This window comes from Seohaeicola sp. 4SK31, assembly GCF_028802875.1.
Lineage (GTDB): Bacteria > Pseudomonadota > Alphaproteobacteria > Rhodobacterales > Rhodobacteraceae > Seohaeicola.
On sequence record NZ_JARAMP010000003.1, the window covers coordinates 151,961 to 164,283 of the forward strand.

Annotated in this window: 11 protein-coding genes; 10 read left to right on the forward strand and 1 reads right to left on the reverse strand. The window is 65.7% G+C overall.

The genetic code is table 11. The annotated features are described in order from the left end of the window. The first annotated feature begins 211 nt into the window (after positions 1–211). From PVW27_RS03895 to PVW27_RS03925, 7 genes are all read left to right on the forward strand, one after another. Positions 212–1,126 (forward strand): lipid A-modifier LpxR family protein, encoded by a 915-nt coding sequence (locus tag PVW27_RS03895; RefSeq protein WP_274555263.1) that lies wholly within the window; start codon positions 212–214, stop codon positions 1,124–1,126. A gap of 193 nt (positions 1,127–1,319) precedes the next feature. Continuing rightward, entirely contained in the window at positions 1,320–2,384 is a 1,065-nt protein-coding gene (locus PVW27_RS03900; RefSeq protein ID WP_274555264.1) for a Hint domain-containing protein, read from the forward strand. Between the two features lie 387 nt (positions 2,385–2,771). Beyond that, a complete protein-coding gene (gene rpsD / locus PVW27_RS03905; RefSeq protein ID WP_274555266.1) occupies positions 2,772–3,392 on the forward strand; it encodes a 30S ribosomal protein S4 in 621 nt (206 codons plus the stop codon). Positions 3,393–3,501: 109 nt separating this feature from the next. Then, entirely contained in the window at positions 3,502–4,935 is a 1,434-nt protein-coding gene (locus tag PVW27_RS03910) for a homospermidine synthase (RefSeq protein WP_274555268.1), read from the forward strand. 149 nt (positions 4,936–5,084) lie between these two features. Then, positions 5,085–6,170, forward strand: a complete 1,086-nt coding sequence (hisC, locus tag PVW27_RS03915) for a histidinol-phosphate transaminase (protein WP_274555270.1) — start codon at positions 5,085–5,087, stop codon at positions 6,168–6,170. Then, positions 6,167–7,087, forward strand: a complete 921-nt coding sequence (locus PVW27_RS03920) for a prephenate/arogenate dehydrogenase family protein (protein WP_274555271.1) — start codon at positions 6,167–6,169, stop codon at positions 7,085–7,087. Before hisC ends, PVW27_RS03920 begins: the two co-directional genes overlap by 4 nt. After that, complete coding sequence (locus PVW27_RS03925; RefSeq protein WP_274555273.1) at positions 7,084–7,725, forward strand: extensin-like domain-containing protein; 642 nt, start codon at positions 7,084–7,086, stop codon at positions 7,723–7,725. Before PVW27_RS03920 ends, PVW27_RS03925 begins: the two co-directional genes overlap by 4 nt. Positions 7,726–7,728: 3 nt before the next feature. Here PVW27_RS03925 and PVW27_RS03930 read toward each other — a convergent pair whose 3' ends face one another. Next, positions 7,729–8,754 carry a DUF2125 domain-containing protein gene (locus PVW27_RS03930; protein ID WP_274555275.1) on the reverse strand — a complete coding sequence of 342 codons (1,026 nt, stop codon included), beginning with the start codon at positions 8,752–8,754 and terminating at the stop codon, positions 7,729–7,731. A gap of 76 nt (positions 8,755–8,830) precedes the next feature. On the opposite strand from PVW27_RS03930, the gene PVW27_RS03935 reads away from it, so the two are divergent. The 3 genes from PVW27_RS03935 to PVW27_RS03945 all read left to right on the forward strand — a co-directional run bounded on the left by PVW27_RS03935 (position 8,831) and on the right by PVW27_RS03945 (position 12,312). Then, a complete protein-coding gene (locus PVW27_RS03935; protein ID WP_274555439.1) occupies positions 8,831–9,376 on the forward strand; it encodes a gamma-glutamylcyclotransferase in 546 nt (181 codons plus the stop codon). Between the two features lie 68 nt (positions 9,377–9,444). Next, positions 9,445–10,665: a biopolymer transporter ExbB gene (locus tag PVW27_RS03940; RefSeq protein ID WP_274555277.1), complete on the forward strand. Its 1,221-nt coding sequence runs from the start codon at positions 9,445–9,447 to the stop codon at positions 10,663–10,665. Between the two features lie 3 nt (positions 10,666–10,668). Continuing rightward, positions 10,669–12,312, forward strand: coding sequence for a peptidoglycan -binding protein (locus PVW27_RS03945; RefSeq protein ID WP_274555278.1), 1,644 nt, complete (start codon positions 10,669–10,671; stop codon positions 12,310–12,312). Positions 12,313–12,323: the final 11 nt, after the last annotated feature.

Below are 12,323 nucleotides of genomic sequence, written 5' to 3' on the forward strand. Positions count from 1 at the left end.
GATGCCGTCAATAAATGCGCTCCATACGCACTATGCCCGATCCCGCGCGGCACGGCAAACCGGTCGCGGGACCGGGGCGGCGAACTGCTGCGCAGATGTCTCAATCTTGCGTCGCCGCAACAGGTCCATCTAATTTTTCGTCCTGACTGGTGAATTGCCCAAGCGGTGCCGTATGAGAGGACTACCAAGACGCGAATATAAGGGACTTGCCATGATCCGCTATCTGGCCGCGATATGTGTCGCTCTGATGGTTATACCGCAGGACATCCAGGCGCAAGAACACGCGCGGATCGGCTATGGCCGTCTGATCAACAACGACTTCATCGCCACCGGACAGGACCGGTGGCGCACCGGGTCGGTGCAGTCCAGCCGCCTCTGGGGGCGCGGGTGGACAGGGGCCGTGCCTTCGCAGCCCGGCGAGATCCTGGAGCTGCGTTTCGGGGCCGAGATCATCGCGCCGGACGATCTGAGCAACCCCGCGCCGGGCGACCGCCCCTATGCGGCGGCGCTGTCCGCAGGCCTGCACACACATTTCGACCGCAACGGGATTGAAATCGCGCTGGGTGCCGATCTGGTCATGACCGGACCGCAGACCCGGCTGGACCGGTTGCAGGGTGCCTTTCACGATCTGGTCGGTGTCGAGAAGGCATCCGCCGCCACGCGCGCGGCACAGGTCGGCAACGCGATCTATCCCACGCTTGTCGCCGAAGCCGGGCGCGAGTTCGATCTGTCCGGCACGGCGCGGATGCGACCCTTCCTTGAGGCGCGTGCCGGAATCGAGACGCTGGTGCGGGCCGGTGTGGATGTCACCTTCGGCGAGGTGGGGCGCGGCGAATTGATGGTGCGGGATTCCGTCTCCGGTCAGCGTTATCGCACCATCGGGGGCGATTTCACGGGATACGCATTCGTGCTTGGCGGCGATATCGCCTCGGTCGCGGACAGCCAGTTCCTGCCCTCCTCCTCGGGTGTCGAGGTGCGGGACATGCGCTCGCGCCTGCGGGCCGGGGTGCATTGGCAGGGTCGCCAGATGGCCGCCTTCTATGGTGTGACATGGCTGAGCAAGGAATTTCGCGGGCAGGACGAAGGACAGTTCGTCGGCTCGATCCGGCTTGACCTGAACTTCTGAACGGCGCCGCTCTCGCCCAGATTGTCCGCGTGCAACCTTGGCGGCACGCGATGCTGGCAAAGTGTATCCCTTTTGCCGCGCTTGTGCGGGATAGCCAAGGCAAGGGATTTGCAGCCCGCAATCTCGTCTGCTAACCTTTCGATACAAAAAGACGATCCAACGATAAAAAAAGATCGAGGCAGATAGAGCAGGTATGACGACGGGCTTTGGCGGCACGTTCGTTATCTCCTGGTCACAGACGGAAGTGGACGGTCTTGAGGCTGCTCCTGTGCATTCGCTGGTTGTCGGGGCGTCGTGGTCCTGGCGTGGCGACGTGGTGCGGGTTGATGGCTCTGATTCAGTCCTGCGTCTTGAGCAGGCGGATGGCGAAGCGGAATTGAGAAAACGTGCGGCGCGCATGGTGCGCCGCCTTGTCGGGGCCGCGATCACGCAGACGCGTGATCTGGATGCGGTCGAGGTCAGCACACCGTTGCAGGAAAACGGGTTCGTCGTCACGGACGGCGCGCAAAGCTTTACGGTCACCGTGATCGAGGTCGGCACCGGCGCGCTGCCGCTGCTGATGTTCATGGACAAGATCCCGCCGCGGAACACCGACCTGTGGGTCGTGCATCACACGATGGAGATGCTGCATCCCGCACAATCCGGCCTGTCCGGGGCCGGAGTGATCTGCTTCACGCCGGGCACCCGCATCGCCACGCCGGACGGTCCGCGTCTGGTGCAGGACCTACGGGAAGGTGACCGGGTGCAAACCAAGGACAATGGCGCGCAGGAGGTGCTCTGGGTCGGCAGTCGCCGGATGACCGGCGCGCGGCTGTTCGCGATGCCGCGCCTGCGCCCGATCCGTTTCCGTGCGGGTGCCCTTGGTCTGGAACGGCCCGATCAGGAATTGCTGGTCTCGCCGGATCATCGGATGCTGATCAGCGGCCACGCCGCGCGGGCGCTGTTCAACACCGATGAGGTGCTGGTGTCGGCACGGGATCTGGTGAACGGGCAGACCATCGCCGTCGACATGGCCCTGCGCGAGGTGACCTATGTGCACCTTCTGCTGTCCAGCCATCAGGTGCTATGGGCCAACGGGGTCGAGACGGAAAGCTTCCATCCGGCGCAGGCCGATCTGACCAGTCTGGCAGAAGGCGACAGGATGCGCCTGCTGGCGATGTTCCCGGCGCTGGAATACGATCCGCATCTCTACGGCGCATCGGCGCGTCGCGCGCTCAGCACCTCGGAAGCGGCGATCCTGCGGCACGAGGCAGCCTAGCGGAGCGGGCCGGGCAGTCCCTTGGTGATGCAGACCGGCGGGATCACCGCCATCGGATCAGGCAGGACGTCTGATCCGTGGCTTGTCCCGCCCTGTCAGACAAAGGGCACAAGCGGCACGCCGCATCCGGCAAGGGCCAGCACAAAAGCCATGATCACCCATTTCGACATGCCGTCCTCCGGATCTGCAACTGCGCGACCCTAGGCTCCGGCTCCGGTCGGGGTCAACCGCGCCGCGTCGCGGCACTTGCGTCATATCGGTGTTGACTCTGCGACCTGCGGCCGTATAAGCGCGGCTTCATTGGTGTTGGTGGCCCCCGCAAGGGGTGACCTGTCAGGCTTCGGCCAAAGGACAACGCCCTTCAAACTCTAACGAAGGAGATCAGCCGTGACCAAACGCACGTCTGCCAAGTACAAGATCGACCGCCGCATGGGCGAAAACATCTGGGGCCGTCCGAAATCCCCGGTGAACCGCCGCGAATACGGCCCCGGTCAGCACGGTCAGCGCCGCAAGGGCAAACTGTCCGATTTCGGCACCCAGCTGCGCGCCAAGCAGAAGCTGAAGGGCTATTACGGCGATCTGACCGAAAAGCAGTTCCGCCGCATCTATGCCGAGGCCGAGCGCGTCAAGGGCGACACCGGTGAAAACCTGATCGGTCTGCTGGAGCGCCGTCTGGACGCCGTCGTCTATCGCGCGAAATTCGTGCCGACCGTCTTTGCCGCCCGTCAGTTCGTGAACCACGGCCATGTGACCGTGAACGGCCAGCGCGTGAACATCCCCTCCTACCGTGTGAAGGAAGGTGACGTGATCGAGGTTCGCCAGAAATCCAAGCAGATGGCCGCCATTCTGGAAGCCACCCAACTGCCTGAGCGTGACGTTCCCGACTATCTGGACGTGGACAACTCCAAGCTGACCGCGACTTTCGTGCGCACCCCCAGCCTTGGCGATGTGCCCTATCCGGTCATCATGGAACCGAACCTCGTCGTCGAATTCTACGCGAAGAACTAAGGTTTCGCCCCTTTTGTGGACAGATAAACCCGCCGCAGCCTCTGCGGCGGGTTTTTTCGTGCCCGGGTGCTACCTATCTTGCATCCATGCAGGGGCGGGGGAGTGTGTGATGACGGGTAATGTGCGCGATGGCTGGCCAGTGCATGGCCGGATTGACGGGCCGGTGGTGATCATCGGCTATGGCTCGATCGGACGGGGCACGCTGCCGCTGATCCGACGCCATTTCGACTTTGACGAAAGCCGCCTCATGGTGATCGAACCCGATCCCGCCGCCGTGGCCGACCTGACGGCGCGCGGCATCCCGCATATGCCCATCGGCCTGACACGCGGAAATTACCGCGAGGTGCTGGGCAGCCTCTTTGCCAGCGGCACAGGGTTCTGCGTGAACCTGTCGGTGGATACATCCTCCTTGGATATCATGCGCCTCTGCCGCGAGATGGGTGTTCTCTACATCGACACGGTGGTGGAGCCGTGGGAGGGGTTCTATTTCGAGACGCCCGACAATGAGGCGCGCACGAATTACGCGCTGCGCCAAGCCGTGCGGGATGAAAAGGCGGCCCATCCCGGTGGCACGACGGCGGTATCCTGCTGCGGGGCCAATCCCGGCATGGTCAGCTGGTTCGTCAAGGAGGCGCTGCTGCAATTGGCCACGGATTGCGGATCTGCCGTAACCGCGCCGCAGGATCGCAACGGCTGGGCCATGCTGATGCAGGGGCTGGGCGTCAAGGGCGTGCATGTGGCCGAACGCGACACGCAGGCCCGCACCACACCGCGCCCGCGCGGTGTGTTTGTGAACACCTGGTCGGTCGAGGGCTTCATCGCCGAGGGTTTCCAGCCCGCCGAACTGGGCTGGGGCACGCATGAGACATGGTTTCCCGACAACGCCTATCGCCACGAGACGGGCTGCCGCGCCGCGATCTGGATCGAACGACCGGGTGCCATCACCCGCGTGCATAGCTGGTGCCCCACGCCGGGGCCGCAATTCGGCTTTCTGGTGACGCATAACGAGGCGATCTCGATTGCCGACTACTATACCGTAGGCGATCCCGCGGCCCCGGACTACCGGCCCACCTGCCACTATGCCTATCACCCCTGCGACGATGCGGTGTTGTCGCTGCACGAGATGTTCGGCTCGGGCCGGGTGCAGGGGGCGCATCACATCCTTGGCCCTGACGAGATCGTGGAAGGCAGCGACGAATTGGGCGTGCTGCTATACGGCCATGCGAAGAACGCCCTCTGGTATGGCTCGCGCCTGTCCAATGCCGAGGCCCGGACGCTCGCCCCCGACCAGAACGCGACCGGCCTGCAAGTGACCAGCGCCGTGCTGGCAGGCATGGTCTGGGCGCTTGAAAATCCGCGCGCGGGCATTGTCGAGACGGATGAGATGGATCACGCCCGCTGCCTTGCGGTGCAGCGGCCCTATCTTGGTCCGGTCGAGGCGCATTACACCGACTGGACACCGTTGCAGGACCGCTGGGAGCTGTTCCCCGAGGATATCGACGACAGCGATCCCTGGCAGTTCCGCAATGTGCTGGCCACCTGAGCCGGCGCGCGGCTGGCAAGGGCGGATATGAGTATTTTCGGCAAGATGAAGGGGCAGGCGGTCTGGCTGCGGCATCGGGTGCAGAGCCGCTTTCGCGCTTTTCTTGAGCTTGGCGCATCGCTAAGAGAGGGCGCAAGGAGAGCGCAGACATGACCCAGATCCAGCCGCAACCCGGCATCATGCAGATCGAGCTTTATCAGGGCGGGGCCGCCCATGTTGAGGGCGTGACCGATGTGGTCAAGCTCAGCTCGAACGAGAACCCTTTCGGGCCGAGCGAGGCCGCGATCGAGGCGTTCCGCCGCTCGGGCTATGAGCTGCATCGCTACCCCTCGACCGACCATGCGGCGCTGCGGCGCGCGATTGCCGAGGTTCACGGGCTGGATGCCGACCGGATCATCTGCGGCGTGGGCAGCGACGAGATCATCCATTTCCTGTGTCAGGCCTATGTCGGACCGGGGGATGAGGTGATCCACACAGAACACGGCTTTGCCATGTATCGCATCAGCACCCTGGCGGCGGGCGGCACCCCGGTTGAGGTGCACGAGCGCGAACGCGTCACCGATGTGGACGCGATCCTTGCCGCCGTGACGCCTGCGACCAAGCTGGTCTTCATCGCAAACCCCAACAATCCCACCGGCACCATGATCGGCGGCAACGAACTGGCGCGTCTGGCGCAGGGCCTGCCGGATCATGCCATCCTTGTGCTGGACGGCGCCTATGCCGAATATGTCGAGGGCTATGATGGCGGTGCCGCTCTGGTGGACATGCGCGAGAATGTCGTGATGACGCGGACATTCTCCAAACTTTACGGTCTTGGCGGGCTGCGCGTGGGCTGGGGCTATGGCCCGCGCGCGATCATCGATGTGCTCAACCGCATCCGCGGCCCCTTCAACCTGTCCAACACGGCGCTGGCCACGGCCGAAGCGGCGGTGCGCGATCAGGCCTATGCCGCCAAATGCCGGGCCGAGAATGCCCGCCTGCGCGTCTGGCTGGCCGAGGCCCTGGCCGAGCATGGTGTGCAATGCGACACGTCGAAGGCCAATTTCGTGCTGGCGCGTTTCGCCGATCAGGCCGAGGCCGAGGCCTGCGACACCTATCTGAAATCGCAGGGGCTGATCGTGCGCCGCGTGGCGGGTTACAAGTTGCCGCATTGCCTGCGGATCACCGTGGGCGACGAGTCGAGTTGCCGCCGCGTGGCCCATGCTGTCGGCCAGTTCAAGGGTGGCGCCAGATGACGGTGATCTATGACAGGGTGGCCCTGATCGGGCTGGGGCTGATCGCCTCGTCCATGTTCTGGGCGATGAAACGTGGCGGTCTGGCGGGCGAAGTGACCGGCTATGCGCGCTCTGCCGCCACCCGCGACACGGCGCGGCGGATCGGGCTGTGCGACCGGGTCTGTGACACGGCGGCCGAGGCTGTGGCGGGGGCCGATCTGGTGGTGCTCTGCGTGCCGGTCGGCGCGATGGGGGCCGTGGCGGCCGAGATCGCGCCGCATCTGAAACCGGGGGCCACGGTCAGCGACGTGGGCTCGGTCAAGGCGGCGGTCATTCAGGCGGTCGGACCGCATCTGCCGGACAATGTGCATTTCATTCCGGCGCATCCGCTGGCCGGGACCGAACATTCCGGCCCCGAGTCGGGCTTTGCCACGCTTTTCGACAACCGCTGGTGCCTGCTGGTGCCGGTCGGGGGGACGGATGCGGATGCGCTGGACCGGCTCTCGCGGCTCTGGGCGGGCATGGGCGCCAATGTCGACACGATGGAGGCGGATCATCACGATCTGGTGCTGGCCGTCACAAGCCACGCGCCGCATCTGATCGCCTATACGATGGTGGGCGTGGCCGATGACCTGCGCCGCGTCACCGACAGCGAGGTGATCAAGTATTCCGCCGCCGGGTTTCGCGACTTCACCCGGATCGCCGCCAGTGATCCGACCATGTGGCGCGATGTGTTCCTGACCAACAAGGAGGCCACGCTGGAGATCCTTGGCCGCTTCACCGAGGAGCTGTTCGCCCTGCAACGCGCGATCCGCACCGGGGATGGCGACCACCTGCATGCCTATTTCACCCGCACCCGCGCCATTCGGCGTGGGATCATCGAAGCCGGTCAGGATACCGATGCGCCGGATTTCGGTCGCGTGAAAGCGGTGCGATGACCCGGAGTCTGGTGATCCTGCCGCTTGCCCTTGTTGCACTGATGTTCAGCGCCAGTGCGTGCAGCGTCCGCTATGAGCGGGGTCCGGCGCGTGTGGCCCCGTCGACCAGTGGCTATCCGATGGTGTGCGGCGATCCTGCCCTGCGCGGCGAGGTGGTGGGCGAGGTGCCGGGCGGCGTGACCGGCTGTGGCATCGACAATGCCGTCCGTCTGCATGAGGTGAACGGTATCCAGCTCAGCACAGGTGCCGTGGTCGATTGCCCCACCGCGCGGGCCTTCAGGACATGGGTTGACCGCGGCATGGCGCCTGCGGTCGGCAGTCAGGGCGGCGGGATCGAGTCGATCCGCATCGCCGCCAGCTATGCCTGTCGCACCCGCAACCACCAGCGCGGCGCGCGGATTTCCGAACATGGGCGGGGCAAGGCCATCGACGTATCGGGCTATACGCTGCGTGACGGCACCCAGATCACGGTGCTGCGCGACTGGGGCGCGGGGCGCAACGGACGCGCGCTGCGCGAGATGCACCGCGCGGCCTGCGGGCCCTTCGGCACCGTGCTGGGGCCGCAGGCGGACCGGTTCCATCTGGATCATTTCCACTTCGACACCGCCCGCCATCGTGGCGGGCCCTACTGCCGCTAGGCGTCAGCGCAGCCGGAACAGGGGGCTGTCCATCACTGGCAGCGGGCCGATCCAGATCAACCCCCGACGGAAATCCAGCGGGATGTCGATACCGTCGTTGCGCCCTGCCAGAAGCGACAACCCCTGCTCCAGCGTATCGGCCACGCCGTCGGGCAATTCGCCCGACGCACGCGCCATCGCCAGAATCTCGCGCCAGTTCCGGGCCTTGACGGTGATGCGGCCGCTGGCCTCGCCCTCGGCGTCGATCTCCAGATCGCCCGCCGCCAGCAGTTCCAGCTCGCCCCAGCGCGCCTCGGCCAGCCGGAGCGAGATCAGTTGCGGCTGTGGGCGCGCCTCTTCCACGCTGCTGCGGTCCCATGGGCGGTCGAAGCCCAGCGTGACATCGGCACGCAGCGCATCGAGCGTGCGGGGCAGGCGGTCCGTGGGGTCGATCCGCTGGCGCAGGGCGCTGTCCGGGGCGAAACCCTCGGCGGACAGGGCGATGCGGTAGCGGGTCGGGCCGGCCTCGGGGGCCGTGGTCGCCGCCTGTCCATCCGCGCCCAACCGTTCAGCCGCAAGCCGCAGGGCGCTGGCCGCTGTGGTGCTGCCATCGCTGGCCGTCACCTGCACCGTATCCGCCACCAGCCGCACCCGGTCCAGCGCCAGAGCGGTGCTTGGCCAGAGCACCACACTGGCCTGCATCTCGGCCTGCGTCATGTCGAAACGGCCCTGCGGTGTGGCAATGCGTTGGGTCTCGGGCCAGATGGCGATCACGTGATTGGGCTTGTAGGACAGGGCCAGCAATTGGAAAAAGGGCGCATTCCACGCCCAACCCGTGCCCGGATCGGCCAGCGCGGGATCTGTGAAGGTGGTGTCGAACCGGTTGGGAAAGCCCCGGACCTCCAGATCGGCATAGTCAGCGGCCCACCCCTCGGCGCGACGCTCCTCGAACCATGCGACAAAGGCAGATTTGCTGGCCGAGGCACCGTAGAGCCAATAGCCCGACCAGAGCGCGGCGGAGACAAGGATCAGGATCAACAGTCGCTTCACGGGCCAACGCCCCCCTTTTCACTCTGGCTTTGGTGGTGTTTACAGGGGCGCAAATGGAAGGACCAGTGCCGCGATGATGTGGGTTTTCGGATATGGATCACTGTTGTGGAACCCCGGCTTCGAGGCGCGGCGCACGGTTCTGGCGCGGCTGCCCGATTATCACCGGAGTTTCTGCATGCGCTCGATCCATCACAGGGGCACGCCGGAAGAGCCGGGCTTGGTGCTGGCGCTGGACGCCGCAACCGGGGCCGAGTGTCACGGGCTGGCCTTGGGCGTGGCTCCGGACGAGGCGGATGCGGTGCTGCACTATCTGCGCGAGCGGGAACTGATCTCCTCCGCCTATGTCGAGAAGGTGCTGGAGATTGCATTGGCCGATGGCACGCAGGTCGAGGCCGTGACCTATGTGATCGACCCGGACCACGTCCAGTATTGTGGCGGCCTGCCGCTGGAAGAGCAGGCCCAGATCATCGCGCGCGCTGTGGGCGGACGCGGGCCGAACACCGAATATCTGCACAATACGGTGGCACATCTGGTCACTTTGGGCATCACCGACCCGGATCTGGACTGGCTGGACGGTCGGGTGCGCGATCTGACCCGTCAAGCTGCGATCGGCGGGGCATAAGCCCTTGGCAGGGCGCTGATCAACCCCTAGGATCAGCCCAACTATAACCAGTGTCAGGAGCCGTCCGCATGGACCTGCCGGACCGCGAGGCCGAGCCCCAGTTTTCCCAACCCTTGCGCCAGATCATCTCGATGCTGCTGGTGCTGGGACTGGCCGCATTCGTGGTGGTCCTGGCCCTGCCGCGCGTCTTGCCGGTGTTCGAGGCCAACCCCTATCTCAACGGGTTCATCCTGTTCGTCTTCGTGATCGGTGTGCTGGCCTGTTTCCTGCAAGTGGGGCAGCTGATCACATCGGTCCGCTGGATCGAGGATTTCACCAAGGGCCGTGGCGAAGGGCGGGCGGCCCCCCGTCTGCTGGCGCCTCTGGCGGCGCTGCTGCGCTCGCGGGGCGCACGGATGCATCTCGGGGCCAGTTCGACCCGCTCGATCCTCGATTCCGTGGCGACCCGGATCGACGAGGCGCGCGAGATCACGCGCTACATCGTCAACCTGCTGATTTTCCTTGGCCTTCTGGGCACGTTCTATGGGCTTGCGACAACCGTGCCCGCGCTGGTCGACACGATCCGCAGTCTTGCCCCGCAGGAGGGCGAAGAGGGCGTTGCCGTCTTCGGTCGCCTGATGGACGGGCTGGATGCGCAGTTGTCGGGCATGGGCGTGGCCTTCGGCTCGTCCCTGCTGGGTCTGGCCGGGTCGCTGGTTGTGGGCCTGCTGGAACTCTTTGCAGGCCATGGCCAGAACCGGTTTTACCGCGAGCTTGAGGAATGGCTGAGCACGATCACGCGGCTTGGCTTCTCCTCCGGTGATGGCGAGGGGGCGCCGGATCAGGCGATGCTGGCGCAGGTCGCCACGGGCATGGCCGATCAGATGGACGCCGTGCAACGCCTGCTGGATCAGGCCGAGGTCGGACGGATCGCGACCGAGGCGCGGCTGGAACAGTTGGGCCATGCCGTGGCTGGCCTGAACGACACGCTGGGTGCCGGAAGCGGCCAGCAGGGAGAGTTGACGGCCGCCCTGTTGCGTCTGGCCGAAGGGCAGGAACGCTTGGCACAGGCCCTGTCGACGCAGGAGCGTGGCGAAGGGCTGGACGCCGAAAGCAGGATGCGCCTGCGCTCGATGGATGTGCAATTGCTGCGGATCCTGGAAGAGATCAGCGCAGGCCGTCAGGACACAATGGCCGAGTTGCGCACCGATCTTGCGGCCCTGACCCGCGCCGTCGAACAGGGGCGCGCGCGCCCCGTCACACCGCGTCCGCTGGGCGCGGTCCTGGGCAACAAGGGCGAGGAGGGCTGATCCATGGCCCTGTCGCGGCGCACCGGGCAACGGTTTCAGGCCTCGATCTGGCCGGGTTTCGTGGATGCGATGACCGGGCTTTTGCTGGTGCTGATGTTCGTGCTGACCATCTTCATGGTGGTGCAATTCGTGTTGCGCGAGACGATCAGCGGGCAGGCGACGGAACTGGATGCCCTGGGGGCCGAAGTGGCCGCATTGGCGCAGGCGCTGGGTCTGGAACAGCGCCGCAGCGCCGATCTGACCACACGCCTGGGCGAGTTGGACGCGACACTGGGGGACGCCCGCGACCAGATCGCACAGCAGGAAGCCTTGATCCTGTCCTTGCGCGGTGAACGTGACGCGGGGCTGGCCGCGCTCGAGGCAGCCGAGACCCGGATCACCGCCTTCGAGGCGCAGGTTGCGGCCCTTCTGTCCGAGCGGGACACGGCGCTGGGCACGGTGGCGGAACTGGAGGCCGAGCAAGGTCGCCTTCTGTCCGAGCAGGAGGCGCTCAACCTTGCGCTGGCACAGGCACGCTCCGAAATCGACGCTGGCGTCGAGGCCGCCCGATTGGCCGCGGCCCGGCGCGAGGCGCTTGAGGCGCTGATCGCCGATCTGCGCGCCGAACAGGCCGAGGCGCAAGAACAGGTGCAGGCATTGACTGGACAGGTCACCACGCTCGAAGATCAACTGTCCGAGGAAGAGGCCGCGCGACTGGCCGAGGCTGCCGCCGCCGCCGCGTTGCGCGACAGGTTGCAGAATGCGGACAGTGAGTTGACCGCGATGACGCTGGCGCTGGAAGAACAGCGCGCCCGCGCAGAAGAGACATTGACCCTGCTGGCCGCCGCCGAAGCCGCGCGGGACGATCTGCAAGCGCAGCTTGGCGCGCAGATGAGCGAGGCCGAACGCGAAGCCGCCCTTCTGGCGCAGGCGCAGCGCTTGCTGGCCGAAGAGAAGGACAAATCCACCGAAGCGCAGCGGGCGCAGGCCCTGCTGAACCAACAGGTGGCCGCACTGCGCAACCAGTTGGGGCAGTTGCAGGCGCTTCTGGATGACAGCAAGGAACGCGAATCCGCCGCCTCGATTCAGGTGCAGTCCCTAGGTTCTGATCTGAACGCGGCGCTGGCTCGTGCGGCGGCCGAGGAACGGCGGCGGCGTCAGCTTGAGGAGGCGGAACGCCTGCGTCTTGAGGCCGAGGCGCAGGATTTGCAGAAATACCGCTCTGAATTCTTTGGTCGCCTGCGCGATCTTCTGGGCAATCAACCCGGTGTGCAGGTCGTGGGCGACCGCTTCGTCTTTGCCTCCGAGGTGCTCTTCCCGCCGGGCAGCGCCACCCTCTCAGCGGCAGGACAGGGCGAGGTGTCGAAGGTGGCCTCGATCCTTCAGACCGTGGCCGATGAGATCCCCGAAGGGATCGACTGGGTGATCCAGGTGAATGGGCATACCGACAACGTGCCACTGTCAGGGCTGGGCGAATTCGCCGACAACTGGGAATTGTCACAGGCCCGCGCCCTGTCGGTGGTGCGCTATATGTCCGGCTCGCTCGGTATCCCGCCCAACCGGCTCAGCGCCAACGGCTTTGGCGAATACAACCCCGTCAACACCGCCGATACCGAAGAAGCCCGCGCGCAGAACCGCCGGATCGAACTGAAATTCACCGAGAAATGATCAGCGAATGG

Coding starts and splice junctions, on each gene's coding strand:
- PVW27_RS03920 (WP_274555271.1), top strand. CDS start 6,167: ATGACGGTGATCTATGACAGGGTGGCCCTGATCGGGCTGGGGCTGATC.
- PVW27_RS03925 (WP_274555273.1), top strand. CDS start 7,084: ATGACCCGGAGTCTGGTGATCCTGCCGCTTGCCCTTGTTGCACTGATG.
- PVW27_RS03945 (WP_274555278.1), top strand. CDS start 10,669: ATGGCCCTGTCGCGGCGCACCGGGCAACGGTTTCAGGCCTCGATCTGG.
- PVW27_RS03900 (WP_274555264.1), top strand. CDS start 1,320: ATGACGACGGGCTTTGGCGGCACGTTCGTTATCTCCTGGTCACAGACG.
- PVW27_RS03895 (WP_274555263.1), top strand. CDS start 212: ATGATCCGCTATCTGGCCGCGATATGTGTCGCTCTGATGGTTATACCG.
- PVW27_RS03935 (WP_274555439.1), top strand. CDS start 8,831: ATGTGGGTTTTCGGATATGGATCACTGTTGTGGAACCCCGGCTTCGAG.
- PVW27_RS03910 (WP_274555268.1), top strand. CDS start 3,502: ATGACGGGTAATGTGCGCGATGGCTGGCCAGTGCATGGCCGGATTGAC.
- PVW27_RS03940 (WP_274555277.1), top strand. CDS start 9,445: ATGGACCTGCCGGACCGCGAGGCCGAGCCCCAGTTTTCCCAACCCTTG.
- hisC (WP_274555270.1), top strand. CDS start 5,085: ATGACCCAGATCCAGCCGCAACCCGGCATCATGCAGATCGAGCTTTAT.